Here is a 24,405-nt window from a genome sequence, read left to right on the forward strand (position 1 = left end):
GATAAGCAATGAAGAAAATCGTCGTAGCCTTGATCGCTTCCCTCGCCCTGGCCCAGGGCGCATTCGCTGCCGAACCGGCGCCGGCCAATGCCGCCGCAGTGCGCGAACTGCTGGACGCAATGAACTACCGCACCATGTGGAAGGCGTCGATGGAGCAGATGTCGAAGACGCTGCCTGGCATCATGCGCCAGCAGATCGAAGCCACGATCCAGGCCGACACTACCCTGACCGAGGCGCAGCGCAAGGAAAAGCTGCAGCAGCTGCAGGCGCAATTGCCGAAAATGACTGAAATGCTGAACAGCGTTTTCACGGACCCGGGCCTGATGGCGGATATGGAAGCGGAAATGATCGCGCTGTACTCGCGCCATTTCACTGCCGACGAACTGAAACAGATCGCGGCTTACTACCGCACGCCGGTCGGCATGAAGAGCATGCAGTTGATGCCGCAAGTGATGGCAGAATCGATGGCGATTGGCCAGCGCGTGACCATGCCGCGCATTCAGAAGGCAATGGAGCAGTTCCGTTATAAATAAGGGAGCAAGCATGAAGAAGATCGCCTTTGCAGCTGCAGTATTCGCTTTCGCCGCCGCAGTCCATGCCGCCCCGGCAAGCGAAGCATCGGTCCGTGAGCTGATGGAAACGACTGGCGCCCGCGCCAACATGGCTGTTTCGCTGCAAAACCTGGCGAAGACGCTTCCGCAGATCCTGCGCATGCGTGCGGAAACGATGGCGCGCAATAATCCCAAACTCAGCGAGGAGCAGCGCAAGGCGGAACTGGCGACTGTGGAGCGCCGCATGCCGGCCATCACCATCGCGCTGCAAAAGGACCTGAACGATCCGAAGCTGGTCGACGAGCTGTACAACCAGGTGGTGCCGCTGTACACGCGTCATTTCACGCAAGATGAAGTGAAGGCATTGACGGCTTTCTACCGCAGCCCGGCCGGCAAGAAATCGCTGGAAGTCATGCCTGTCCTGATGGGCGAAAGCGCACAGGCTGCACAAAAGCTGGTGCAGGAGCGCGCCAAGCGCATTGTCGAACAAACGAAGTGAGGAGTATCGAAGTGACGAACACCTACAATTTCTCCGCCGGCCCGGCCGTGCTGCCTAAGGAAGTGCTGCAACAGGCGGCCGCTGAAATGCTTGACTGGCAGGGTAGCGGGATGTCCGTCATGGAGATGAGCCACCGTGGTCCGGAGTTCATTTCGATCTACCGCGCGGCCGAGCGCGACCTGCGCGAGCTGCTGGCGGTGCCGGACAATTACAAGATCCTGTTCATGCAGGGCGGCGGCCTGTCGCAGAATGCCGTGCTGCCGATGAACCTGTGCGGCGGCGCCGACAGCACCATCGATTTCGTGCAGACCGGCTCTTGGTCCAGCAAGTCGATCAAGGAAGCGGCGCGCTATGCCCGCGTCAATGTGGCTGCCTCGTCGCAGGCTACCGGCTTCGACCGCGTGCCGGACCAGAAGGACTGGAAGCTCACGCCGGGCGCGTCCTACCTGCACATCTGCACCAACGAGACCATCGACGGCGTTGAATTCAACTTTGTGCCGACCGCGCAGGGCGATACCGATATCGTGGCCGACATGTCGTCCCACATCCTGTCGCGTCCGGTGGACGTCAGCAAGTACGGCGTGATTTTCGGCGGTGCGCAAAAGAATATCGGTCCGGCCGGCGTGACCGTGGTTATCGTGCGCGATGACTTGATCGGCAAGGCGCTGCCATTCTGCCCATCCGCCTTCGACTTCAAGAACGTGGCGGATAATGAATCGATGTACAACACGCCACCGACCTACGGCATTTATATTGCCGGCCTGGTGTTCCAGTGGCTGAAGAAGCAGGGCGGCGTGGCTGCCATGGAAAAGCGTAATATTGAGAAAGCCGAGCTGCTGTACAACGCACTCGACGCCGACGAGTTCTACCAGAATCGCGTCGCAAAAGAATACCGTTCGCGCATGAACATCCCGTTCTACCTGCGCGACGAATCGAAAAATGAAGCATTCCTGGCCGGTGCGAAGGCGCGCGGGCTGTTGCAGCTGAAGGGCCACAAGTCCGTCGGTGGTATGCGGGCGTCGATCTATAACGCGATGCCGATCGAGGGCGTGCAAGCGCTGGTCGATTATTTGAACGAATTTGCTGGCCGTTAAAACCGGCAAACCGGTGTCTGACCCACGGGGTCAGACACCTATACGCAGCCGCCGCAGGCCGGAGGTGCCTGACCCTGCGGGTCAGGCACCGGGTTACCGGTTTAAGCCAGCACAAAAGTGAACGCAAACTAATGACAGACAAACTGAAACCCCTCCGCGAGAAGATCGATTCGATCGACGCGCAAATCCTGGCGTTGCTCAATGAGCGCGCCAAAGTGGCGCAGGAAGTCGGCCACGTCAAGGCCGAAACCAACGCGCCCGTGTTCCGTCCCGAGCGCGAAGCCCAGGTGCTGCGCGGCGTGGCCGACCGCAACCCTGGCCCCCTGGGTGCACGCGAAGTGCAGACCATCTTCCGCGAAATCATGTCGGCATGCCGCGCACTGGAGCGCCGCGTGACCGTGGCCTATCTCGGCCCGGCCGGCACCTTCAGCGAACAGGCGGTGTACGCCCAGTTCGGCACAGCAGTGGATGGCATCCCTTGCGCCTCCATCGACGAAGTGTTCCGCGCGACGGAAGCCGGTACCGCCGATTTCGGCGTGGTGCCGGTCGAGAATTCCTCCGAAGGCGCCGTGAACCGCACCCTCGACCTGATGCTGGCCACACCTTGCCTGATCTCCGGCGAGATCGCCATCGCGGTCCATCACAGCCTGATGACCAAGACCGGCACCATGGAAGGCGTGCAGGTGATCTGTGCCCATTCGCAGGCCTTGGCCCAATGCCAGGTCTGGTTGAACCAGAATTATCCGCACATCGAGCGCCGCGCCGTGGCCTCGAATGCTGAAGCGGCACGCATGGCGGGCGACGACCCGACCATCGCTGCCATCGCCAGCGAACACGCCGGCGCGCAATATGGACTGGGCGTGGTGAACGCCCACATCCAGGACGACCCGCACAACCGCACCCGCTTCGTGGTGATCGGCAGCCTGCAGACCAATCCGTCCGGCCGCGACCACACTTCGATGGTGCTGGCAGTGCCGAACAAGGCCGGCGCCGTGTACCAGTTGCTGGCTCCGTTGGCCAAGCATGGCGTGTCGATGACGCGCTTCGAGTCGCGCCCGGCCCGCATCGGCACCTGGGAATACTATTTTTATGTAGACGTGGAAGGGCACGTACAAGACCCGTCCGTGACAAAGGCATTGGCTGAACTCAAGGACAATGCTGCCTTCTTCAAAGTGCTGGGCTCTTACCCGACCAGCCTCACCTGACCTTTAAAAGAGATTAGAAACATGTCCAAGACTTACGGCCCTGAATACGTTCGTGCAATCGCTCCTTACCAGGCGGGCAAGCCTATCTCCGAAGTGGCGCGCGAATTTGGCCTGAAAGAAGAATCCATCGTCAAGCTGGCATCGAACGAAAACCCGTTCGGCGTGCCGGAATCGGCGCAGAAGGCGATGGCCGCTGCCGCCGCGGAGCTGGGCCGCTACCCGGATGCCAACGCTTTCGACCTGAAGATGGCGCTGTCCAAGCGCTATGACGTGCCGATGGATTGGATCACGCTGGGCAACGGCTCCAACGATATCCTGGAAATCGCTGCACACGCCTTCGTTGAGCGCGGCCAGTCCGTCGTGTACTCGCAGTACTCGTTCGCCGTGTACGCATTGGCGACCCAGGGCATTGGTGCGCGCCATATCGTGGTGCCGGCCAAGAACCATGGCCACGACCTGGATGCGATGGCTGCCGCGATTGAGGCAGATACCAAGCTGGTGTTCATCGCCAACCCGAACAACCCGACCGGCACTTTCGTGTCCGGCGCCGAGATCGAAGCTTTCCTGCAGAAGGTTCCGGCGCACGTTGTCGTGGTGCTGGACGAAGCTTACAACGAATTCCTGAAGAAGGAAGACCAGTACGAGTCGGCTGCCTGGGTCAAGAAGTACCCGAACCTGCTGGTGTCGCGTACCTTCTCCAAGGCCTATGGCCTGGCGGGCCTGCGCGTGGGCTTTGCGCTGGCGCAGCCCGAAGTGACCGACCTGATGAATCGCATCCGCCAGCCGTTCAACGTCAACTCGCTGGCGCAGGCTGCTGCGATTGCGGCGCTGAACGACAAGGAATTCCTGGAGAAGTCGGCTGCCAACAATACCGCGGGCTACGAGCAGTTCGTGGAAGCATTCAAGGATATGGGGCTGGAGTATGTGCCTTCGTACGGTAACTTCGTGCTGGTGCGCGTGGGTTCCGATGACGCGGCTGGCGCGCGCATCAACCTGGCGCTGCTGAAGCAGGGTGTGATCGTGCGCCCGGTGGGCAATTACGGCTTGCCGCAGTGGCTGCGTATTTCCATCGGCCTGCCGCAAGAGAATGCGGTGCTGATTTCTGCGCTGCGCAAGGCGCTGGCGGAGGATCGTGCTTAACAAGGTCGTCATCTTTGGCGTTGGCCTGATCGGCGGCTCGTTTGCGCGAGGGCTGAAGCAGGCTGGCGCTGCTCGGCATATTGTTGGCGTTGATCGCTCGGAGGCATTCCTGGCGCGGGCGCTTGAGTTGGGCATCATCGACTCGGCCGCCCAGACCGGTAACCCGGTGCCTGACCCGCAGGGTCAGGCACCGATACGCGACGGCCGCATACCGGTGTCTGACCCTGCGGGTCAGACACCGCTTTACAGGTTTGAAGACGCAATAAAAGGCGCCGACCTGATCCTGCTGGCCGCGCCAGTCGCGCAAACAGCCCGTATCCTGTCATCGATCCTGCCACACCTGGACGCCAACACCGTGGTCACCGACGCCGGCAGCACCAAATCCGACGTCGTCGTTGCCGCGCGCACCGTCATGGGCGACAAAGTCAGCCAATTCGTCCCCGGCCACCCCATCGCCGGCCGCGAAACCAACGGCCCCGACGCCGCCATCGTCGACCTGTACAAAGGCAAAAAAACCGTCCTCACGCCCCTGGCCGAGAACGCCCCCGCCGCCATCGAGCGCGTGGCGCAAGCCTGGAAAGCCTGCGGCGCCGTCATCCACACCCTGACCCCGGAAGAGCACGACAAAGTGTTCGCCGCCGTCAGCCATCTTCCCCACCTGCTGGCCTACGCGCTGGTAGACGACATCGAACGCAAGCCCCACTCGGATTTGCTTTTCCAATATGCTGCCAGCGGATTCCGCGACTTCACCCGCATCGCCGGCAGCTCGCCTGAAATGTGGCGCGACATCAGCCTCGCCAACCAGGCCGCACTCCTGACTGAGCTGGATGCATATCTGGCACAATTAACCCGTTTGCGCGCCAGCCTTGCCGCTGGCGACGCCGCCGCCCTTGAAGCGACCTACGCCAACGCCCAGCGCGCGCGCCGGCAATGGATCGAGACCATCGAGGCGGCTGAGCCGCCGCAGCCGAAAGACGCGGCGGCAGAATAAGGAACACGCATGACTGATTATCCGCATTACCTTGACCTGCTGCCGGTCGCCCGCGCCGAGGGCACGGTGCGCCTGCCAGGTTCGAAATCCATCTCCAACCGCATCCTGCTGCTGGCCGCGCTGGCCGAAGGCGAAACCCGCGTGATCGACTTGCTAGCCTCCGACGACACTGCCGTGATGCTGGCCGCCCTGCGCTCGCTGGGCGTGGAATGGACCGAGCATCGCGAAGGCGAAAGCACAGTGCACGTGGTGCAGGGCGTGAAAGGCAGCTGGCCGCTGCGCACTGCCGACCTGTTCATGGGCAACGCCGGCACCGCGATCCGCCCGCTGACCGCTGCGCTGGCCGTGATCGGCGGCGACTACAAGGTGCACGGCGTGCCCCGCATGCACGAGCGCCCGATCGGCGACCTGGTCGACGCGCTGAACGCCGCCGGCGCCGATATCGAATACACGATGAACAAGGGCTACCCGCCGCTGCACATCCGCACTGGCGAGTTCAAATCGCAGCGCTTGAAGGTGCGCGGCGATGTGTCGAGCCAGTTCCTGACCGCGCTGCTGATGGTGGCGCCGCTGATGGCGCGCGAGCATGCGGTGACCATCGAAGTGGAAGGCGAACTGATTTCCAAGCCTTACATTGAGATCACCCTGAACCTGATCCGCCGCTTTGGCGGTGTGGTCGAGCAGGATGGCTGGTCGTCGTTCACTACTCCGGCCAGCCAGACCTACAAGAGCCCGGGCACCATCCATGTGGAAGGCGATGCCTCCAGCGCCTCCTACTTCCTGGCTGCCGGCGCGATTGGCCGCGGCCCGGTGCGGGTGCAGGGCGTGGGCCGCGATTCGATCCAGGGCGACGTGCGCTTTGCGCAGGCGCTGGAGCAGATGGGCGCGACCATTGTCATGGGCGATAACTGGATTGAAGCCAGCGCGCCTGGCCCGCTGAAGGCGGTCGACATGGACTTCAACCACATTCCGGATGCGGCGATGACCATTGCCGTGGCGGCGCTGTATGCCGAGGGCACGACCACCTTGCGCAATATCGCTTCGTGGCGCGTGAAGGAGACCGACCGGCTGTCGGCCATGGCGACCGAGCTGCGCAAGCTGGGCGCAACGGTGGAGGAGGGGGTCGACTGGCTGTCCGTGACGCCGCCGGCTACACTGCTGCCGGCTGCCATTGATACCTATGACGACCACCGCATGGCGATGTGCTTCTCGCTGGCTTCCCTGGATGGGTTCATCCGCCAGGGCGCCAAGGTTCGCATCAATGATCCAAAATGCGTCGCGAAGACGTTCCCTGAGTACTTCACCGCGTTTGCGTCTATCGCTAAGCGTGGTAGCGTTTAACTTTTAGCCAAGACCTGGAAAACCGGTAAACCAGTGTCAGACCCGCAGGGTCTGACACTCGGCCTGCGGCTGCCGCGTCATAGGTGTCTGACCCTGTGGGTCAGACAACGGTTTACCGGTTTTAATGATTAAATTTATGCCAACATCGAACATCCCAGTCATCACCATCGACGGCCCGACCGCTAGCGGCAAGGGCACCGTGGCCCACAAGGTCGCGGATAAGCTTGGCTTCCACCTCCTCGATTCCGGCGCCCTGTACCGCCTGACCGCCCTGCAGGCCCTGCGCCGCGAAACCAACCTGAACGACGAGCACGCCCTGGCCAAGCTGGCCGAGCACCTGAACATCCATTTCGCTGGCGACGCCATCTACCTGTCGCAGGAAAACGTCACCGACGCCATCCGCGCCGAGGAAGTTGGCAATACTGCATCGAAAATCGCTGCTTTGCCCGCCGTGCGCCAAGCCCTGTACGGCCTGCAGCTGAGTTTCCGCAAGACCCCAGGCCTGGTGGCCGACGGCCGCGACATGGGCTCGGTCATCTTCCCGCACGCCCCCCTGAAGGTGTTTTTGACCGCCTCCGTCGAAGCGCGCGCCGATCGTCGCTATAAGCAATTGATCGGAAAGGGAATTTCTGCTAGTATGCAAGACCTGCTGATGGATTTGAAAGCGCGCGACGACCGGGATATGAACCGGGCCATTGCACCGCTGGCGCCGGCAGAGGGTGCGTACCTCCTCGATACGTCTGCCATGAACGCTGATGAAGCGACCGAGCAGGTGTTGAAATGGTGGGCCGCCGCCCATAAATAAATAGCTGTTTTTGTTCAACCCTCAACCCAGTTGAAGCCGCATAGTGCGGGCCTTACTGGCTAACCTGGAAATAAATAATGGAAAGTTTTGCAGCCCTCTTCGAAGAGTCCCTGTCGCGTCAAGACATGCGCTCTGGCGAAGTGATCTCCGCTGAAGTCGTGCGTCTGGACCACAACTTTGTGATCGTTAACGCAGGCCTGAAATCGGAAGCTTTCATTCCTGTTGAAGAATTCAAGAATGACCAAGGCGAACTGGAAGTCAAAGTAGGCGACTTCGTTTCCGTGGCCATCGAATCGCTGGAAAATGGTTTCGGCGATACCATCCTGTCCCGTGACAAGGCCAAGCGCCTGGCATCGTGGCTGGCACTGGAAAAAGCAATGGAATCCGGCGAAATCGTCGTTGGTACCGTCAATGGCAAAGTCAAGGGCGGCCTGACCGTTCTGACCAACGGCATCCGCGCTTTCCTGCCAGGTTCGCTGGTAGACACCCGTCCAGTCAAGGACACCACCCCATTCGAAGGCAAGACCCTCGAGTTCAAGGTTATCAAGCTGGACCGCAAGCGTAACAACGTGGTTCTGTCCCGCCGCGCCGTCATCGAAGCTTCGATGGGCGAAGAGCGTCAGAAGCTGATGGAAACCCTGAAAGAAGGCACCGTGGTGACCGGCGTCGTCAAGAACATCACCGACTACGGTGCGTTCGTTGACCTGGGCGGCATCGACGGCCTGCTGCACATCACCGACCTGGCATGGCGCCGCGTGCGTCACCCGTCGGAAGTCCTGACCGTTGGCCAGGAAATCACCGCCAAGGTCCTGAAGTACGATCAAGAGAAGAACCGTGTGTCCCTGGGCGTGAAGCAACTGGGCGACGATCCTTGGACCGGTCTGTCCCGTCGTTACCCACAAGGCACCCGCCTGTTCGGTAAAGTCACCAACCTGACCGACTACGGTGCGTTCGTTGAAGTTGAACAAGGCATCGAAGGCCTGGTTCACGTGTCCGAAATGGACTGGACCAACAAGAACGTGGCTCCTAACAAAGTCGTTCAACTGGGCGACGAAGTTGAAGTCATGGTCCTGGAAATCGACGAAGAGCGTCGTCGTATCTCCCTGGGCATGAAGCAGTGCAAGGCAAACCCTTGGGACGACTTCGGCATGACCCACAAGAAGGGCGATAAGGTCAAGGGCGCCATCAAGTCGATCACCGACTTCGGCGTGTTCATCGGCCTGCCAGGCAACATCGACGGCCTGGTGCACCTGTCCGACCTGTCCTGGACCGAGTCCGGCGAAGAAGCCGTACGCAAGTTCAAGAAAGGTGACGAACTGGAAGCCGTGGTTCTGGCAATCGACGTTGAGCGTGAGCGCGTTTCCCTGGGCGTCAAGCAACTGGAAGGCGATCCATTCAACAACTTCGCAGCCATGAACGACAAGGGCTCCCTGGTGACCGGTACCGTTAAGTCGGTTGAGCCAAAAGGCGCCGTGATCGCCCTGTCCGAAGAAGTTGAAGGCTACCTGCGCGCTTCCGAAATCTCCCGCGACCGCGTGGAAGATGCCGGCACCCACCTGAAGGTTGGTGATTCCGTGGAAGCCCTGGTGATCAACATCGATCGCAAGGCACGTTCGATCCAGCTGTCGATCAAAGCTAAGGACAACGCAGAAACCGCTGAAGTGATGTCGAAGATGGCTGCTGATTCCAGCGCCGCATCCGGCACCACCAGCCTGGGCGCGCTGCTGAAAGCCAAGTTCGACAACAAGAACTAATCTACCGAGCACTTAGATGACTAAGTCCGAATTGATCAACCGACTGGCTGAGCGGTACTCCCAGCTGGTGGCCAAAGATGCGGAGTATGCCGTCAAGACCATCCTCGATGCGATGACCAACGCTTTGGCCGACGGCCAGCGCATCGAGATCCGTGGTTTTGGCAGCTTTGCCCTGAATTCGCGGCCGCCACGCATTGGGCGCAATCCCAAGTCCGGCGACAAGGTGATGGTCCCTGAAAAACGGGTGCCGCACTTCAAGCCGGGCAAGCAGCTGCGCGAGCGGGTCGATGCGATGGTCGGGCAACCGATCATTGAGGACTGAGTCTCTGGCACAGTAGAATGAAGGGGCGGGCATTTGCCTGCCCCTTTTTTTGTTGTTAGAACCGGTAAACCAGGTTTCGAAGCCGCGGGTTTGGTTTCGAGGCCTTTGATCTTTTTCGAAAGTCAAAAGCTCAGAACCAACACCAACGGCCGTCGAGCAGACAGGGTCTGACCCTGCGGGTCAGACCCTGGTTTACCGGTTTTAAAGATAGGAACCAAGAATGAAATTTATTTCCACCGCCTTCGGCGTTGTCCTGTTTGTCCTGTTCTTTGGTTTTGCGTTAAAAAACACGCAGGAAGTCGACCTGCACCTGTTCCTGAATTACGAGCTGCGCGGCCCACTGGTGCTGATGCTGCTGGCCTTCTTCGTGGCCGGCGCCGCCCTGTGCATCCTTGCGCTGACTCCTACCTTGTTCCGCCAGCGCCGCGAATCGAACAAGCAGAAATCCACCATCCAATCCCTGCAGACCGCGGCCATGCAAGTAAACGAGCGCCCGCTGCCGGACAGCATCAACCCCCAGCGCTAAAATAAATATGGATTTTGAACTCTGGTGGCTGCTGGGCATCCCAGCCATGTTTGCCCTTGGCTGGATCGCCGCACGCGTCGATATCCGCGCCGTGGTATCCGAATCGCGCACGCTGCCGCGCGGTTATTTCCGAGGCCTGAACCATCTATTGAACGACCAGCCGGACAAGGCCATCGATTCGTTCATCGAGATCGTCAAGCTCGATCCCGAAACCGCCGACATGCACTTCGCACTGGGCAACCTGTTCCGCCGCCGCGGCGAAACGGAGCGCGCTATCCGCGTGCACCAGAACCTGCTGTCGCGCCCAGACCTGCCGGCCGAGCAGCGCGCCCATGCCGAATATGAGCTGGGCCAGGATTACCTGAAAGCCGGCCTGCTGGACCGCGCCGAAGAAACCTATACCCGCCTGCTGGACACTTCCTACGCCGTGCAAGGCCGCAAGGCGCTGCTGGAAATCTACCAGCGCGAAAAGGAATGGAAGCGCGCCATCGAAGCCGCGCTTGCGCTGCAGGAGTCCGGTGCCGGCTCGCGCCAGAAGGAAATATCGCAGTTCTACTGTGAACTGGCGCAGGACGCACTGGTGCACATGAAGCCCGAAGAAGCGGAAAGCCTGCTGGAACAAGCCCTGCAGGCCGACCGCAGCAGCGTGCGCGCCACCATCCTGTGCGGCGACGCGCAGCTGGCGAAAGGCGACACCGAAGCCGCGCTGGTCACCTGGCGCCGCGTCGAGCAGCAATCCGTGCCGCATACCGCGCTGGTCGCAACGCGCCTGATGGACGGCTACCGCAAGGTGGGCCGCCCGCAGGAAGGTGTCAGCCTGCTGAAGTCCTACCTGGAACAAGCATCCTCGATCGACCTGCTGGAAGTAGTGTTCAAGGCCGTCATCGAACTGGAAGGCGTGGACGCCGCCAAGCAAGTGGTGCTCGACGAACTGCGCCGCACGCCGACCCTGCTCGGCCTCGACAAGCTGCTGGAAGCGCGCATGATGGACGCGCCGGCCTCCGTGCTGTCCGAGCTGTCGATGGTCAAGAACCTGGTGCACGGCTACACGCAAAAGCTGGCCCGCTACCAGTGCAGCCACTGCGGCTTCAAAGCCCGCCAGTTCTACTGGCACTGCCCGGGATGCAGCCGCTGGGATTCCTACCCGCCGCGCCGCACCGAAGAACTCAACGTGATGAATTAATAGGTGCCTGACCCTGCGGGTCAGACACCGGTTTACCGGTTTTCAAAAATGACCACTAAAAAAGCGCTCGCACTCGACAAAGTACGCATCCTGGTCGCAGGCGACGTCATGCTGGACCGCTACTGGTTCGGCGACGTCAGCCGCATTTCGCCGGAAGCCCCGGTACCCGTGGTGCGCATCGAACGCCGCGAAGCCCGCCTGGGCGGCGCCGCCAACGTCGCACGCAATGCCGCAGCCTTGGGCGCACACGCCGGCCTGCTGGGCATCGTCGGCGCCGACGAAGCAGGATCGGAAGTGGAGCTGCTGCTGCAAAGCGGCGGCATCCACAGCTACCTGAAGCACGACAACGCCATCTCCACCATCATCAAGCTGCGTGTGATCGGCCGCCAGCAGCAGATGGTGCGCATCGACTTCGAAGAGCCGCCAAGCGACGCCGTCTTGCGCAACAAGCTGGTGCAGTTCAAGACCCTGCTGCCGGAATACGACGTGATCGTGCTGTCCGACTACAACAAGGGCGGGCTGGTCGACGTGGCGGAAATGATCGCCACCGCACGCGCAGCCGGCAAGATCGTCATGGTCGACCCGAAAGGCGACGACTTCTCGCCATACAAAGGCGCCACCGTACTGACCCCGAACAAATCGGAACTGAAGCGCATCGTCGGCTCGTGGAACAGCGAAGAACAGCTGGTCACCAAGGCACAGAACCTGCGCGCAGAATTGTCGCTGGACGCGTTGCTGCTGACCCGATCGGAAGAGGGCATGACCCTGTTCACCGACGAAGGCATCTTCAACGTGCATGCCAGCGCCCGCGAAGTGTTCGACGTCTCCGGCGCAGGCGACACCGTGATCGCCACCATGGCCGCCATGCTCGGCTCCGGCGCCGGCTGGCAAGAAGCCGTCGAGACCGCCAACCGCGCCGGCGGCATCGTCGTCGGCAAGCTCGGCACCGCCACCGTCACCCGCGACGAGCTATTCGCATAAAAGTCGGGGTCAGGTCTGGCAATCCGCCACAAAAGGCACGAATGTGCCTTTTGTGGCGGATTGCCAGACCTGACCCCGACTTTTATGGTAATTGCCGCGTGAGATTACCGGCGCGGGAGGGGAGGGATCTTTGTTATATTGGCAATCCGCTCACTCTTCCCGAATTGCCATGCGCCCGATCATCCTTTCCCTGCTGGCTGCCGCGTCGCTGCAAGCGAACGCGCAGCCGAACTTCAATAAAGACATCGCGGGCGGCAGCGACCATCCGCTCGTGCACCGCTATCAAGGTTCGATGCTCTACATGGTCGGCGGCGAAAACCTGGGCCAGGCTAAGGTCGTCGATACCGAAGCTGGCAAGCCGGTACTGAAAAAGGTGGAAGGCAAGACTGCCAACCGTTATTACTGGGGCCCGAAAGGCCGCAGTCCGCTGGAAATCCATCGCAACTACCAGCAGGCGCTGACTGCCGCCGGCTTCAAGGTCCTGTACGCCTGCGAGACCGACCAGTGCGAAAAGGCCAAAGTGCAGAACCTGGTCCAGGAGCTTCCGCGTGAAGTGAACTGGAAATCGTTCGACGCGTATATCAGCAGCACCTTTAATAGCGCCAACCAGCCGGGCTTCCATCTGGTGAGCGCTGCCAAGCCGGGGCCTGGTGGAAACACCTATGTCATGGTCGCACTGTCCGAGTACACCGACTTCCAGCGCGTGCGCCAGTTCGTGCAGATCGTCGAACCGACCGTGATGGAGGGCGGCAAGGTCACCGTTGACACGCGCGCCATCCAGGAAGGCTTGCAGCGCGACGGCAAGGTGGCGCTGTATGGCGTGACCTTCGACACCAACAAGGCCGTGATCCGTGAGCAATCGAGCGAACAACTGGAGCAGATGGCCAAGGCCCTGCAGGCGCAGCCCAAGATGAAAGTCTTCATCGTCGGCCATACCGACGACCAGGGCGAGTTCGAAGCCAACATGACGTTGTCGCAGAAGCGCGCCCAGGCCGTGGCCGATGCGCTGGCAGGCAAGTACGGCATTCAGGCCAGTCGCATGATGCCGCGCGGCGTTGCCAACATGGCGCCGGTGGCCAGCAACGCCAGTGATGAAGGGCGGGCAAAGAACCGTCGTGTGGAATTAGTTGTGCGTTGATTGATCTGCCTCAAACCGCGCGCGGCCCGTGTCAGCCGGGCGGCGCGGGCTGCGTTGTGGCGAAACGAGGTCTTCTCGTGTCCACTTTATGGAGGCAATCATGATCAGGAAACTGCTGCTCGCCGTCGCTACGCTGGTCGCTTGCATGGGCATGGCATTCGCCCAGGTTGACGTCAACAAGGCCGACCAGGCCGCACTGGATAGCGTCAAGGGCATTGGCCCGGCCAAGTCCAAGGCCATCATGGCAGAACGCGCAAAAGGGGAGTTCAAGGATTGGGCCGACCTGGAACAGCGCGTCAAAGGCATCGGCGAGAAAAACGCCATCAAGCTGTCGGAAGCTGGCCTGATGGTCAACGGCAAATCGCGCGAAGGCGCGGCGCCGCGCAAGGAGACTGCGCGCAAATAAGCCAGGACTCGCCGCGTTAATCCGCAGGCAGCGCCATTTATCGGGACGGGGAGGCGTTCATCGCATGCTTCCCCTGGCGCCAGCGGCATGGGGCACAGTTATGGACATGACAATGTCGTCATGCCATGAGAAACTAACGCCCCATGAAACCCCACGTTGTATTCCTCGCCGCAGTCGCCTCTGTTTCTTTGCTTGCATTAGCCCAGCCCACCGCAAGCCTAGACAAGAGCTGGTACCTCGCCGGTGAAAACCCGGACCTGTATGAAATAGGCGCCGACCCCAATGGCTTCCGCCGGGGCAGCTTTGCGAAGTTCCTGCGCGCGAAAACAGATGATCGCAAAGCATGGGCAACGCTGATGCAGACCATCGCTGCCGACAAGTATCGCGGCAAGCGCGTGCGTTTTTCTGCGCAGGTGCGTGCCGACAGCATCGGTGCCTGGAGTGGCCTGTGGATGCGGGTGGACCTGGAAAACGGCGAGACGGATGGTTTCTACAATAGCCAGGATAAGCCAATCAAGGGCAGTGCTGATTGGCAGCTGCGCAGTGTGACGCTTGATGTCGCTGAAAACGCGGACGTTGTCTTATTTGGCGTGAATGGCGTCGGCGGCGGCACGGTGTGGATCGATGACCTCAAAATGGAAGTGGTGGACAAGAGCGTGCCGGTCGATAAAATGCCGCCGCGCGAATACTGGCGTGCCCAGCACACCAATCCAAGCTTGTAATATGCAGAACGGACCCATGGCCGCCTTGCGCGCCCTCTTATCCGTGAGCCTGCGGGAAGGCGCTTCCAGTGCCTGCATATTTTTGCTGGTGGCCGGCTGCGCCGTGTTTGCTGGCTCTTACGACCGGCTTGCCTTGTTCGGCGCGCTCTTGCTCGATGCAGCGATCGTGCTGGCCGGTGCGCTGGCGCTGCGATGGCTGCTGCCGTCAAAGGCTGGCTGGACCTGGTGCTGGGCTGCCCAGCCACTATTGCAACTAATCGCTGCCGTGGCAGCGATGCAGGCTTACGCCAAGGGGACAAGCTACTTCCTGCTGCTGGCGCTGTCGCCCTTGCAAATGCTGGGGAGTGCGCTGGCTTTCGGAACCATCGTGCTGACGGTCCCGCTAATATATGCCCATCGCCAGGCGCGTGCCCTGGAAATTTCGGAGTTGCAGCGCGCAGCCTTGCAGGCGGAGTTGAGGTCCCTCCAGGCGCAGGTTGAGCCGCATTTCCTGTACAACACGCTGGCCAATACGCGCTACCTGGCGCGCCATGCGCCGGAACGTGCGGTGGACATGCTGGACCACCTGATCGCCTATTTGCGCACGGCCTTGCCCGACATGCGCACATCGTCGTCCACGCTGGCCCGGGAGTGCGAACTGGCGGGCCATTACCTGGCACTGATGGAGATCCGTTTCGGCACGCGCCTGGCCACCAGCATCGATTGCCCGCAAGGGCTGGGCGATCTGCCGGTGCCGCCGATGATGCTGATGTCATTGGTGGAGAACGCGGTGCAGCACGGAGTGGAGCCGAAACCGGGCGCCGTTTGCGTAAGCGTGGCAGCTGGACTCCGGGGCGATGGCCGGTTGGGCATCATCGTGCGCGACGATGGGGCTGGTTTGCAGCGCGAACAAGGCGCGCAGCTGCTGGGCAGCGGAGTTGGACTGCGCAACGTCCGCGAAAGGTTGCAAGCGCTATACGGCGGCCAGGCCGCGTTCGAACTGCGCCAGGCAGGCGATGGCGCCACCGAGGCGGAACTGTTGTTGCCGGTCGGGGGCGCTGCATGAAACCGCGCATCCTGATCGCTGACGATGAACCGCTGCTGCGCGCCGAGTTGCGCGAACTGCTGGCTGCACTGTGGCCCGAAGCGCAGCTGCTGCCCGATGCGGCGGATGGTTTCGAGGCGTTGCGGCTGGCACGCGAGCTGGCGCCCGACGTGGCTTTCCTTGATATCCGCATGCCGGGGCTGGATGGGCTGCAGCTTGCGGCCACCTTCGGCTCACGCACGCACGTCGTATTCGTCACCGCGTACAACGAACACGCACTGGCCGCCTTCGAGCAGGGGGCGCATGACTATTTGCTGAAGCCGGTCGATGCGGCGCGGCTGGCTCGCACTGTCGAGCGGCTGCGCGAACGTGTGTTGCTGCCGCCGCCGGACTTGCGCCGCATCGCCGGCGTTCGCGCGGCAAGCGCCGCTCCAGTGCAGCCGCCGTCATGGATCCAGGCTTCGGTGGGGCAGGCGGTGCACTTCATCGCGCTGTCCGACATCCTGTACTTCGTGGCGGAGGACAAGTACACGCGCGTGGTGGCGCAGGGCTTGGAGGCGCACATCCGCACTCCGCTCAAGGAACTGGCCGAAACGCTGGAAGGGGAGGGATTCTGGCAGGTCCACCGCAGCTACGTGGTGGCCGTGAAGCGCATTGCCGCCGCCGTGCGCGACGGCGACAACGCCATGTGGCTTTCTTTACGCGGGCATGGAGCGCGGCTGCCGGTCAGCCAGCGCTTCCAGCACCGCTTCAGGACGATGTGACAGGCAGGTTGGCCAGGAAGGCGTGGATCTGCGACACCACGGCCGCGCCTTCGCCGACGCCGGCTGCCACGCGCTTGGTGGAGCCGGAGCGCACGTCGCCGATGGCAAACACGCCGGGCACGCTGGTTTCCAGCGGCGCGCGCTGAGGCGCGTCGGCCAGCGTCATCTTGGCGCGGCACTGGTCCTTGATGGCGTCGAAGCCGGTGCGGATGAAGCCCTGCGCATCGACTTCCACGCCGCAGTCGGCCAGCCATGCCGTGTTCGGGTCGGCGCCGATGAACAGGAACAGGCGGCATACGTCGCAGCTATCGACTTCGCCGGTGTCCTTGCAGCGGAAGGTCACGCGCGACAGCCCGTCGTCATTGCCTTCCAGCGCCACGATCTCGGTATGCGTGTGCAGTTCGATATTCGGCGTGGCCTTGATGCGATCGATCAGGTAGGTCGACATGGTGGCCTTCAGGCCGTCGCCGCGGATCACCATATGCACCTTGGAGGCGAAGCTGGACAGGAATACTGCCGCCTGGCCGGCCGAGTTGCCGCCGCCCACCAGCACCACTTCTTCCGACTTGCATAGCTTGCCTTCGATCGGCGAAGCCCAGAAATAGATGCCGCGGCCTTCGAATTCGCCGATATTGTCGAGGGCAGGGCGCTTGTAGCGCGCGCCGCTGGCCAGCACCACGGTCTTGGCGCGCACCACCTGCCCGCCGGCGATCTCGACGCGCAGCGGCCAGCTGTCGCACAGCAGGCGGGTGGCTGGCGCGGGAATGGCAACTTCGACGCCGAACTTCTGCGCTTGCACGAAGGCGCGGCCGGCCAGGGCGCCGCCGGATATGCCGGTCGGGAAGCCGAGGTAGTTTTCAATGCGCGCGCTGGCGGCGGCCTGGCCGCCAAAGGCGCGCTGCTCCAGTGCCAGCACGGACAAGCCTTCCGAACCCGCGTAGACGGAAGTCGCCAGGCCGGCTGGGCCGGCGCCAACCACCACCACGTCCCACAGCTTTTCGGTATTGATGTCCGGCAGCAGGCCGATGCAATAGCCTACTTCCGCATTGCTCGGGTTCTTCTTCACCACACCGTCCGGGCACACCACCAGCGGCCAGTCGTCCGGGCCGGGCGCGTAGTACTCGCACAGCGCGCGCGCCTGCTCGTCGTCTTTCGGATCGAGGATGCGGTAAGGGTAGCCGTTACTGCTCAGGAAGCTGCGCAGGTGGAACAGGGCCGCATTGCCGGCCGGGGAAACCAGCACCAGGCCGCCGCCTTCCCTTTCCAGCAGGCCGACGCGGCGCAGGATCAGGGCGCGCACGATGCGCTCGCCCAGTTCCGCTTCCGCGATCACCAGCGCGCGCAGGTTTTCCGGCGATACTTCCAGCACTTCGACATCGTCCTTGGCGGTCGCATTGACCAGGGAAGGACGGCCGGACAGCTGCGACACCTCGGCGGTGAATTCGCCGGGACCATGCTCGGTCAGGAATTCGGAATTGCCAAGGCCGTCGTATTTGCAGATCGTGATCGTGCCTTTCAGCCCGATGATCAGGCCGAAGCAGGTGTGGCCCGCTTCGAGGATGCGCACGCCGCGCGCATACTGGCGCACCGTGCCGAATCGGTGCAGGCGCTTGATTTCCTGCTCGGTCAGCACCGGGTTGACCTGGTGCCGGCGGCTCTCCAGCGTGGAGGGCATGGATATGACTTCGGTGTCGCTCATGGGGTAGGGCTCCTGTGTTATCCGGGTAGTTTAATTCAATTACCCCGGCCTGCTATGATTTGTCATGACCTTTACCATCCGGCCGCTGCATCCAGAAGAATTGGCCGCCTTCTTCCGCTACCTCAACGACCACCTGCTCGATAACGGACGTGATGGCGCTCCCCTGTTCCAGCCCATGTCGCGCACCAGCGCCGGCTTCCCGCCGGAGAAGGTGAATGGCTTCAGCACCGGCCTGCAGGCCAGTTTTGGCCAGCAAGGCTGGCGCCGGGTCTGGGTTGCGCTGCGCGATGGAGAAATCATGGGCCATATCGACCTGCGTTCGCGCCCCGAGCCGGCGGCACGCCACCGCTGCTTGCTGGGCATGGGCGTGCACCGCGCTGCACGGCGCAGCGGCCTTGGTACGGCGCTGGTGGAAGCGGCTGCCAACTGGGCGCATGGCCAGGGGCTGGAATGGGTCGACCTGGAGGTTTTGGCGGGCAACCAGCCGGCCAGGGCCCTGTATCGCCGCTGCGGCTTCGTGCAGACGGGCGAGATTCCCGATCTGTTCCGGATCGACGGCGAGAGCCTGGGCTATGTCTTCATGTCCCTGCAGCTCGCCGCTGGAGCGGATAGAATGGGCGTTTGACAGAACAATTCATAGCAGGAACCATGGCATACAAAACAATCGCCGATACCATCGGTAACACGCCGCTGGTGCAGCTGGTGCGCATCCCCGGCGCGGAAGCGGCCGCACGCGGCAATATCATCCTCGGCAAGCTGGAAGGCGACAACCCGGCCGGCTCGGTGAAGGACCGCGCTGCCATGTCGATGCTGCGCCGGGCCGAAGAGCGCGGGCAGATCAAGCCGGGCGACACCCTGATCGAAGCAACCAGCGGCAACACCGGCATCGCGCTGGCCATGGCCGCCGCCATCAGCGGCTACAAAATGATTTTGCTGATGCCGGAAAACCTGAGTGAAGAGCGCCGCATGAGCATGGCCGCCTACGGCGCCAACATCATCCTGACGCCGAAAACCGGCGGCATGGAATACGCGCGCGACCTGGCCGAGCAGATGCAAAAGGATGGCAAGGGCATCATCCTCGACCAGTTTGCCAACGGCGACAACCCGCGCGCCCACTACGAAGGCACAGGTCCGGAGATCTGGCGCGATACCGAAGGCCGCGTGACGCACTTCGTGTCCGCCATGGGAACCACCGGCACCATCATGGGCGTGTCGCAATACCTGAAGGAACAGAACGGGAACATCCGCATCATCGGCGCCCAGCCTGAAGAAGGCTCGTCGATCCCGGGCATCCGCAAATGGCCGGAAGCCTACCTGCCGAAGATTTACGACAAGGCGCGCGTGGATCAGGTGGAATACGTGTCGCAGGCCGCGGCGGAACGCATGGCGCGCCGGCTGGCTGCTGAAGAGGGCATCTTCTGCGGGATTTCGGCAGCGGGTGCCTGTGAGATTGCGCTGCGCATTTCGCAGCAAGTGGAAAACGCGACGATCGTGTTCATCGTCTGCGATCGTGGCGACCGCTATCTGTCGACCGGGGTGTTCCCAGCCTGAGCATAGGGCTGCTCACCCTCCCCGGGCGGGGAGGGTCAACCAGGACTGGAATCAGCCCTCGTTTTTCGAGCCGCCGGCGCCTTCTTTCGGCTTGAACTGCTTGTCGCTGATGCGGAACTTATTGCGGCGGTCGCCCATCAGGTAGCGCAGGTCACGGATGCTCAGGTCGGAAACCTCGTGCATGCGGATCAGCAGCGATGCGCCAACCGGCAAGCGGTGGTGGCGGATCTTGGAGATCACAGGCGGCGCCACTTCCAGAGCGCGCGACAGGGCCGCATCGTTCTTCAGGCGCAGGTTTTCGATCAGGGTGTCGAGCAGACGGTTCGGATTGTACTGCAGCAGATCATCGCCTTCCGACTCGTTGTTCATATCGTTACCGACTTGGTTGGTCATGTCTTCTGTTCCTTCTCTAAAGTTGTCCTGCTAACGACCCACGTCCTGCGACGGATTCCTGTTTAACAAGTTTCATAATATATACACAATTGTACAACAGTGCGGTCAGCAGTACTGGCGTGCAACAAAAAATAGTATATTGCTCTCGAAACGCGTTGTCCTATCGCAACATTCTGAGAGAATTCTACCTGAATTTTTGTGTTAGGGTAATTCTCTACTCTTGTATTTCACACAAGTTACACGCAGTTACAAAGTTTCTTTCATTGAAAGCTTTACGGCGCGCCCAAGTTCGACTACTGACATGGCATAGAAATAACTTCGGTTGTACTTGGTGATAGAAAAGAAATTATTGCTGCCAACCCAGTACTCGGTCGGTTCAGGGCCGTTTTGCAGGTCGACCAGGCCGTACAGGCCCGGCGGCAGGTCGGCGTCCGGGTGCACGCCGGCAGCCAGCAGGTCGGCGCCGCTATATTGGGCTTCCAGTCCGGTGCCCAGGTATTTTTCCCAGCCGCGTTCGGGCGATACGGTTGCCGGATAGGCCAGCCGCGCCGGGTCGTCGCGCTTCCAGCCATGAGCAATCAGGAAATTGGCCACGCTGCCGATCGCGTCGGCTGGCGAATTGCGCAGGTCGACCTTGCCGTCGCCATCGAAGTCCACACCCAGCTTGTAGATATTGCTCGGCATGAATTGCGGCATGCCAACCGCGCCGGCGTAGGAACCGGTCAGCGATAGCGGGTCGATTCCGGTCTGGCGCGCCGAAACAATGGCTGCTTCCAGTTCGCCGCGGAAGAATTCCATGCGCGCTTCGCGGTTCGGCGTCAGCGGGTAGGAGAAGGCCAGGGTGGCCAGTACGTCGAGCACGCGGAACTTGCCCATGTCGCGGCCGTAGATGGTTTCCACGCCGATGATGCCGACGATGATTTCGGCCGGCACGCCATACAGCGCCTCGGCCCGCGCCAGTGTGTCGCGGTTGGCAGTCCAGAACTCGACGCCCGCATTGATGCGCTTGGGTTCGATGAAGCGGCTGCTGTAGGCTTGCCAGTTTTTCGGCTTGCCCGGCGGCGCCGGCTTCACCAGCTGCACCGCGGCGTCGATATAGCGCAGTTCGAGAAACAGCTTTTCGGATTCGGCGATCGGCACGCCATGCTTCAGTTCCAGGTCGCCCATGAACTGCTGCACGTCCTTCCATTGGCCGAAGTTGACGAATTCGCCGCTGTAGTCAATGGCTGGCTTCTTTGGCGCTTTCTTGACCTTGGCCGGCTTGTGGATGGCGGCGTCGGCCACTGGCGCCAGTGCCAGGCCAAGGCAAGCCAGGGCGAGCGTAATGGTGGGGAATTTCTTTAGAAAAGTCATCGGCATTGCTTCAGCAAACTATTCAGTCGTGCGACCGAGTTATCGTTTTGCGCCACCGGTGCGCCATATTTGAGCGCGCCGTATAGCTCCAGGAATCCTGTCATGGCCGCTATTTTCTCGCGGGGCAGGTTCAGCTGCCGCACGCGTTGGGCCAGGCCCAGCGGGCCTTCGTCCGGCGCCTTGTGCACGCCATGCCGCGCCAGCTGGCGGCAGAAGGCGAGGTAAGCAGCATCGACGGGGTCGCGCGCGCTTTCGCTGCGGCGGTATTTGATCATCAGCCACAGCCCGGCGCACAGGGCCAATGCCGCGAGCAGGCGCCAGTCGCCAAAGGCGGTGGCTAGTTCTCTGAGGAAATCTTGCTGCCTGTTTGGATTGTAGTCGAGGATCCATTGATTCCAAGCATTATTCATCGCGCTGATGCCAAAACGCATCTGCGCCAGCCAGGAATCCTGGTCGCGCGCCAGGTCGGCCAGGCCTTGCAAGCCGAAAGGTGCTGCTTGCGGCAAGGTTTGCGCCAGGCTGGTGCGGATGCGTTCCGGCGCCACCGCGGCAGTCGGGTCGATGCGCATCCAGCCGCGCTGGGGGCCCAGCCAGACTTCGCTCCAGGCGTGCGCATCGGACTGGCGCACCGTATAGTAGCCATCGACCGGATTGAGTTCGCCGCCCTGGTAGCCGGTCACCACCCGGGCCGGCAGGCCGGCCGCCCGCATCACGTAGACGAAGGCGCTGGAATAGTGTTCGCAAAAGCCCTTGCGGGTATCGAACAGGAACTCGTCGATTTCATCGCGGCCCAGGCGGCCCGGCTCCAGCGTGTATTCGAAGCCTTTGCGGAACATGTCCAGCACGGCAGCAATGGCGGCTTCGTCGCCGCGTTCGGCGCGCAGGGCCTGGATCTGCGCCGCATAGCGCAGCGTGCGCGGGTTGTAGCCTTTGGGGAGCTGCAGCCAGCGCCTCAGCGCCTGCGGCTCCAGGTCGGGTTGTGCGAGGTAATCCGGATGTGCCACGGAACTGTAGCGCAGGCGCTTGTCGCTGCTGGCCCGCACCAGCTGTTCCAGCTCGCCGGTATAGAAAGTATCGCCGTCGCTGGTCCTGGCGCCCGGTTCGCTCAGTTCCAGCATGAACAGGAACTGATGGCGGCCCGGCTCCAGCGTCACCTCGTAGGGATAGGACGGCCCTTTCCAGGCCAGTTGCCTGGAAAGGCGCAACTGGGCGCTTGGAAGCAGCGCCTGGGCGATGCGGTTCCAGGTGCGGCCGTCGTAGTTGCTCATCACCGGGCCGCGCCAGTACAGCAGCGCTTTCGGCGGTGCGGCGCCCTTGAAGCTGGCGCGGAACGCCACCTCTTCTGACAGCGCCAGGCTGCTCATCGAGCCGGGCGACATGGTGTCCGACATGCCGCTCTTGCCCGCAGCGTCGCCCGGCAAGCCCCACAACGGCCCCTGGATGCGCGGGAATCCGACAAACAGCAGCATGCCCAGCGGCGCGGCGATGAGAAAAATGCGTCCGGCCAGCTTCAGGCGTGCGGCCAGCGGTGGCACGGCGCCGGTGAACTGGAAGGTAATCTGCGCCGACAGCAGCACGATGATCGTGGCAATCATCGCCAGCGCCGTGAGAATCGATTGCGAGTAGAAGAAGTTGGTCAGCAGCAGGAAGAAGCAAAGGAAGATCACCACGAACAGGTCGCGCCGCGCATGCATTTCCAGGAGCTTGAAGGTCAGCAGCAGGGCCAGCATGGTGACGCCGGGTTCACGCCCCAGCAAGGAGCGGAAGGTCAGGTAGACGCCAGCCATGGCCAGCAGCGAGACCGGCAGCAGCAGCCACATGGGCGGCAGGCGGCTGCCGCGCAGCGTGATGGCGCCGCGCCAAGCCAGGGTCACGCAGACCGCAGCCGAGGTCCACAGCGGCAGGTGACCGAAGTGCGGCAGCAGAACCATCACGGCAGCCAGCAGCAGCAACAGGGTGTCGGCTTTGTCGCGTGTGAGGCGGTTGGCCATGCCGGTCAGGCGCGCAATCATGCACCCTCCTTGCCGTATAAGGCGAGAACGCGCAGGCAGTCGGCGCAATGCGCCTCGCCCAGGCCTTGCGCGATCTGGCGGTGGCCAACGGTCAGGGCGTAGGACAGGGCGCGCCGCTCCGCTTCCAGCACCCAGGCGGTCAGGCGTGACAAGCGTAGTTCAATATCGAGCTGCGGCGGCAGCGCGTTGAGGTCCAGCAGCAAGTCGGATACGGCGCCTCCTTCGAAATGCTTGCTGACCAGGTTGCCCCCATCGGCCGGGTGCAGGCGCGCAATCTGGCGCCAGGCCAGGTGGCGCATCGGGTCGCCCGGCTGGTAGTTGCGGATGCCGGAGAAATTATCCAGGCCCACGGTGCCGTGGCCATCCTCGCGTGCAGCGCCGGTGGTCGGCAGCGGCGGCGGCGCCACTTCCGGCTGCGGATAGACCAGTACTTTCAGGTCCGGTTGCCAGTACGACCAGGCACCGAACAGGCCAAGCGGGAAGCGGGTGAACAGGCGCACGCGCGGCGCCGCCAGCCAGCCGCGTTCCGTGGTGGGGCGCGACAGCACGATAGCCGCGCTGCCTTTCGACGCGACATCGATCGACTGGCGCGGTTCGCCGTCTTCCTGGAAACCAAGCCAGATCGCGTAGCGGTCGCGCGGCGTGGCGTTACGCACCAGCAGTTCGAACTGGGCCTCGTCGCCGGCAAACACCGGCTGGGCACGGCCCGGCGACAAGTGCAGGAAGGCCAGGTTCTTGGCCGTCATGTACATGTCGACGATGGCGCAGGACCCGGTGAAGAAGGTCAGCACGAAGCCCAGGCCAAGGGTGTAGTTGATGGAGCCGATCAGCATGATCAGCAGCAGGCCGATAAAAGCCAGGCCGGGCCTGGTCGGCAGGATGAACACGCGGCGCATCACCAACTGCACCTCGCCCGGTTCCCTTTCCTTCAACTGGAAGATCCAGCCCCTG

Annotated in this window: 25 protein-coding genes; 20 read left to right on the top strand and 5 right to left on the bottom strand. The window is 62.2% G+C overall.

The window, feature by feature from the left end:
* The first annotated feature begins 8 nt into the window (after window positions 1-8).
* The 18 genes from ACN9MY_RS10365 to ACN9MY_RS10450 all read left to right on the top strand — a co-directional run bounded on the left by ACN9MY_RS10365 (window position 9) and on the right by ACN9MY_RS10450 (window position 16,446).
* Window positions 9-533, top strand: a complete 525-nt coding sequence (locus tag ACN9MY_RS10365) for a DUF2059 domain-containing protein (protein WP_426337273.1) — start codon at window positions 9-11, stop codon at window positions 531-533.
* Between the two features lie 10 nt (window positions 534-543).
* Window positions 544-1,050, top strand: coding sequence for a DUF2059 domain-containing protein (locus ACN9MY_RS10370; protein WP_426337274.1), 507 nt, complete (start codon window positions 544-546; stop codon window positions 1,048-1,050).
* Between the two features lie 11 nt (window positions 1,051-1,061).
* Window positions 1,062-2,144 (top strand): 3-phosphoserine/phosphohydroxythreonine transaminase, encoded by a 1,083-nt coding sequence (serC, locus tag ACN9MY_RS10375; RefSeq protein ID WP_426337275.1) that lies wholly within the window; start codon window positions 1,062-1,064, stop codon window positions 2,142-2,144.
* A 131-nt stretch (window positions 2,145-2,275) separates the two neighbouring features.
* Window positions 2,276-3,349, top strand: a complete 1,074-nt coding sequence (pheA, locus tag ACN9MY_RS10380) for a prephenate dehydratase (RefSeq protein ID WP_426170415.1) — start codon at window positions 2,276-2,278, stop codon at window positions 3,347-3,349.
* 21 nt (window positions 3,350-3,370) lie between these two features.
* Window positions 3,371-4,489: a histidinol-phosphate transaminase gene (hisC, locus tag ACN9MY_RS10385; RefSeq protein WP_426170416.1), complete on the top strand. Its 1,119-nt coding sequence runs from the start codon at window positions 3,371-3,373 to the stop codon at window positions 4,487-4,489.
* The gene (locus ACN9MY_RS10390; RefSeq protein ID WP_426337276.1) at window positions 4,482-5,480 is read left to right on the top strand and encodes a prephenate dehydrogenase; all 999 of its coding nucleotides are present in this window, start codon (window positions 4,482-4,484) and stop codon (window positions 5,478-5,480) included. The genes hisC and ACN9MY_RS10390 overlap by 8 nt, the downstream gene beginning before the upstream one ends.
* 9 nt (window positions 5,481-5,489) lie before the next feature.
* Window positions 5,490-6,821 carry a 3-phosphoshikimate 1-carboxyvinyltransferase gene (aroA, locus tag ACN9MY_RS10395; RefSeq protein WP_426322204.1) on the top strand — a complete coding sequence of 444 codons (1,332 nt, stop codon included), beginning with the start codon at window positions 5,490-5,492 and terminating at the stop codon, window positions 6,819-6,821.
* A 136-nt stretch (window positions 6,822-6,957) separates the two neighbouring features.
* Window positions 6,958-7,626, top strand: a complete 669-nt coding sequence (gene cmk, locus ACN9MY_RS10400) for a (d)CMP kinase (RefSeq protein ID WP_057260304.1) — start codon at window positions 6,958-6,960, stop codon at window positions 7,624-7,626.
* 77 nt (window positions 7,627-7,703) lie between these two features.
* A complete protein-coding gene (gene rpsA, locus ACN9MY_RS10405) occupies window positions 7,704-9,380 on the top strand; it encodes a 30S ribosomal protein S1 (RefSeq protein ID WP_155453574.1) in 1,677 nt (558 codons plus the stop codon).
* Between the two features lie 16 nt (window positions 9,381-9,396).
* Window positions 9,397-9,702 carry an integration host factor subunit beta gene (locus tag ACN9MY_RS10410; RefSeq protein ID WP_028100433.1) on the top strand — a complete coding sequence of 102 codons (306 nt, stop codon included), beginning with the start codon at window positions 9,397-9,399 and terminating at the stop codon, window positions 9,700-9,702.
* 220 nt (window positions 9,703-9,922) lie between these two features.
* Complete coding sequence (locus ACN9MY_RS10415; RefSeq protein ID WP_426170425.1) at window positions 9,923-10,228, top strand: LapA family protein; 306 nt, start codon at window positions 9,923-9,925, stop codon at window positions 10,226-10,228.
* A gap of 7 nt (window positions 10,229-10,235) precedes the next feature.
* Window positions 10,236-11,411: a lipopolysaccharide assembly protein LapB gene (lapB, locus tag ACN9MY_RS10420; protein ID WP_426170427.1), complete on the top strand. Its 1,176-nt coding sequence runs from the start codon at window positions 10,236-10,238 to the stop codon at window positions 11,409-11,411.
* A gap of 48 nt (window positions 11,412-11,459) precedes the next feature.
* The gene (gene rfaE1 / locus ACN9MY_RS10425; protein WP_426322209.1) at window positions 11,460-12,392 is read left to right on the top strand and encodes a D-glycero-beta-D-manno-heptose-7-phosphate kinase; all 933 of its coding nucleotides are present in this window, start codon (window positions 11,460-11,462) and stop codon (window positions 12,390-12,392) included.
* A 169-nt stretch (window positions 12,393-12,561) separates the two neighbouring features.
* A complete protein-coding gene (locus ACN9MY_RS10430) occupies window positions 12,562-13,530 on the top strand; it encodes an OmpA family protein (protein ID WP_426337277.1) in 969 nt (322 codons plus the stop codon).
* Between the two features lie 100 nt (window positions 13,531-13,630).
* Window positions 13,631-13,936, top strand: coding sequence for a ComEA family DNA-binding protein (locus ACN9MY_RS10435; protein WP_426170433.1), 306 nt, complete (start codon window positions 13,631-13,633; stop codon window positions 13,934-13,936).
* Window positions 13,937-14,079: 143 nt separating this feature from the next.
* Window positions 14,080-14,658, top strand: a complete 579-nt coding sequence (locus ACN9MY_RS10440; protein WP_426170434.1) for a transcriptional regulator — start codon at window positions 14,080-14,082, stop codon at window positions 14,656-14,658.
* A 1-nt stretch (window position 14,659) separates the two neighbouring features.
* Entirely contained in the window at window positions 14,660-15,703 is a 1,044-nt protein-coding gene (locus tag ACN9MY_RS10445) for a sensor histidine kinase (RefSeq protein ID WP_426170435.1), read from the top strand.
* Complete coding sequence (locus ACN9MY_RS10450; RefSeq protein ID WP_426170436.1) at window positions 15,700-16,446, top strand: LytR/AlgR family response regulator transcription factor; 747 nt, start codon at window positions 15,700-15,702, stop codon at window positions 16,444-16,446. Before ACN9MY_RS10445 ends, ACN9MY_RS10450 begins: the two co-directional genes overlap by 4 nt.
* Here the strand turns inward: ACN9MY_RS10450 and ACN9MY_RS10455 are convergent.
* Window positions 16,433-18,145: an FAD-dependent oxidoreductase gene (locus tag ACN9MY_RS10455; protein ID WP_426337278.1), complete on the bottom strand. Its 1,713-nt coding sequence runs from the start codon at window positions 18,143-18,145 to the stop codon at window positions 16,433-16,435. The two genes, ACN9MY_RS10450 and ACN9MY_RS10455, sit on opposite strands and share 14 nt — an antisense overlap.
* 64 nt (window positions 18,146-18,209) lie before the next feature.
* On the opposite strand from ACN9MY_RS10455, the gene ACN9MY_RS10460 reads away from it, so the two are divergent.
* Entirely contained in the window at window positions 18,210-18,770 is a 561-nt protein-coding gene (locus ACN9MY_RS10460; RefSeq protein WP_426170438.1) for a GNAT family N-acetyltransferase, read from the top strand.
* 23 nt (window positions 18,771-18,793) lie between these two features.
* Complete coding sequence (cysM, locus tag ACN9MY_RS10465) at window positions 18,794-19,696, top strand: cysteine synthase CysM (protein WP_426170440.1); 903 nt, start codon at window positions 18,794-18,796, stop codon at window positions 19,694-19,696.
* 51 nt (window positions 19,697-19,747) lie between these two features.
* Here cysM and ACN9MY_RS10470 read toward each other — a convergent pair whose 3' ends face one another.
* The 4 genes from ACN9MY_RS10470 to ACN9MY_RS10485 form a co-directional block, all read right to left on the bottom strand.
* Complete coding sequence (locus ACN9MY_RS10470; protein WP_426170441.1) at window positions 19,748-20,089, bottom strand: hypothetical protein; 342 nt, start codon at window positions 20,087-20,089, stop codon at window positions 19,748-19,750.
* A gap of 246 nt (window positions 20,090-20,335) precedes the next feature.
* Window positions 20,336-21,448, bottom strand: coding sequence for a lytic murein transglycosylase B (gene mltB, locus ACN9MY_RS10475; protein ID WP_426322222.1), 1,113 nt, complete (start codon window positions 21,446-21,448; stop codon window positions 20,336-20,338).
* On the bottom strand, window positions 21,439-23,454 hold the full coding sequence (locus ACN9MY_RS10480; RefSeq protein WP_426337279.1) for a transglutaminase TgpA family protein: 2,016 nt from the start codon (window positions 23,452-23,454) through the stop codon (window positions 21,439-21,441). Before ACN9MY_RS10480 ends, mltB begins: the two co-directional genes overlap by 10 nt.
* Window positions 23,451-24,386 (bottom strand): DUF58 domain-containing protein, encoded by a 936-nt coding sequence (locus ACN9MY_RS10485; RefSeq protein ID WP_426322226.1) that lies wholly within the window; start codon window positions 24,384-24,386, stop codon window positions 23,451-23,453. The genes ACN9MY_RS10480 and ACN9MY_RS10485 overlap by 4 nt, the downstream gene beginning before the upstream one ends.
* Between the last annotated feature and the right edge of the window lie 19 nt (window positions 24,387-24,405).

The organism is Pseudoduganella sp. R-31, assembly GCF_049913235.1.
In the GTDB taxonomy this organism is placed as follows: domain Bacteria; phylum Pseudomonadota; class Gammaproteobacteria; order Burkholderiales; family Burkholderiaceae_D; genus Rugamonas.

Coding starts and splice junctions, on each gene's coding strand:
- ACN9MY_RS10455 (WP_426337278.1), bottom strand. CDS start 18,145: ATGAGCGACACCGAAGTCATATCCATGCCCTCCACGCTGGAGAGCCGC.
- rfaE1 (WP_426322209.1), top strand. CDS start 11,460: ATGACCACTAAAAAAGCGCTCGCACTCGACAAAGTACGCATCCTGGTC.
- ACN9MY_RS10460 (WP_426170438.1), top strand. CDS start 18,210: ATGACCTTTACCATCCGGCCGCTGCATCCAGAAGAATTGGCCGCCTTC.
- ACN9MY_RS10440 (WP_426170434.1), top strand. CDS start 14,080: ATGAAACCCCACGTTGTATTCCTCGCCGCAGTCGCCTCTGTTTCTTTG.
- ACN9MY_RS10470 (WP_426170441.1), bottom strand. CDS start 20,089: ATGACCAACCAAGTCGGTAACGATATGAACAACGAGTCGGAAGGCGAT.
- hisC (WP_426170416.1), top strand. CDS start 3,371: ATGTCCAAGACTTACGGCCCTGAATACGTTCGTGCAATCGCTCCTTAC.
- cmk (WP_057260304.1), top strand. CDS start 6,958: ATGCCAACATCGAACATCCCAGTCATCACCATCGACGGCCCGACCGCT.
- ACN9MY_RS10430 (WP_426337277.1), top strand. CDS start 12,562: ATGCGCCCGATCATCCTTTCCCTGCTGGCTGCCGCGTCGCTGCAAGCG.
- cysM (WP_426170440.1), top strand. CDS start 18,794: ATGGCATACAAAACAATCGCCGATACCATCGGTAACACGCCGCTGGTG.
- ACN9MY_RS10450 (WP_426170436.1), top strand. CDS start 15,700: ATGAAACCGCGCATCCTGATCGCTGACGATGAACCGCTGCTGCGCGCC.
- ACN9MY_RS10365 (WP_426337273.1), top strand. CDS start 9: ATGAAGAAAATCGTCGTAGCCTTGATCGCTTCCCTCGCCCTGGCCCAG.
- ACN9MY_RS10445 (WP_426170435.1), top strand. CDS start 14,660: ATGCAGAACGGACCCATGGCCGCCTTGCGCGCCCTCTTATCCGTGAGC.
- ACN9MY_RS10435 (WP_426170433.1), top strand. CDS start 13,631: ATGATCAGGAAACTGCTGCTCGCCGTCGCTACGCTGGTCGCTTGCATG.
- aroA (WP_426322204.1), top strand. CDS start 5,490: ATGACTGATTATCCGCATTACCTTGACCTGCTGCCGGTCGCCCGCGCC.
- ACN9MY_RS10415 (WP_426170425.1), top strand. CDS start 9,923: ATGAAATTTATTTCCACCGCCTTCGGCGTTGTCCTGTTTGTCCTGTTC.
- ACN9MY_RS10410 (WP_028100433.1), top strand. CDS start 9,397: ATGACTAAGTCCGAATTGATCAACCGACTGGCTGAGCGGTACTCCCAG.
- ACN9MY_RS10480 (WP_426337279.1), bottom strand. CDS start 23,454: ATGATTGCGCGCCTGACCGGCATGGCCAACCGCCTCACACGCGACAAA.
- lapB (WP_426170427.1), top strand. CDS start 10,236: ATGGATTTTGAACTCTGGTGGCTGCTGGGCATCCCAGCCATGTTTGCC.
- pheA (WP_426170415.1), top strand. CDS start 2,276: ATGACAGACAAACTGAAACCCCTCCGCGAGAAGATCGATTCGATCGAC.
- rpsA (WP_155453574.1), top strand. CDS start 7,704: ATGGAAAGTTTTGCAGCCCTCTTCGAAGAGTCCCTGTCGCGTCAAGAC.
- ACN9MY_RS10370 (WP_426337274.1), top strand. CDS start 544: ATGAAGAAGATCGCCTTTGCAGCTGCAGTATTCGCTTTCGCCGCCGCA.
- mltB (WP_426322222.1), bottom strand. CDS start 21,448: ATGCCGATGACTTTTCTAAAGAAATTCCCCACCATTACGCTCGCCCTG.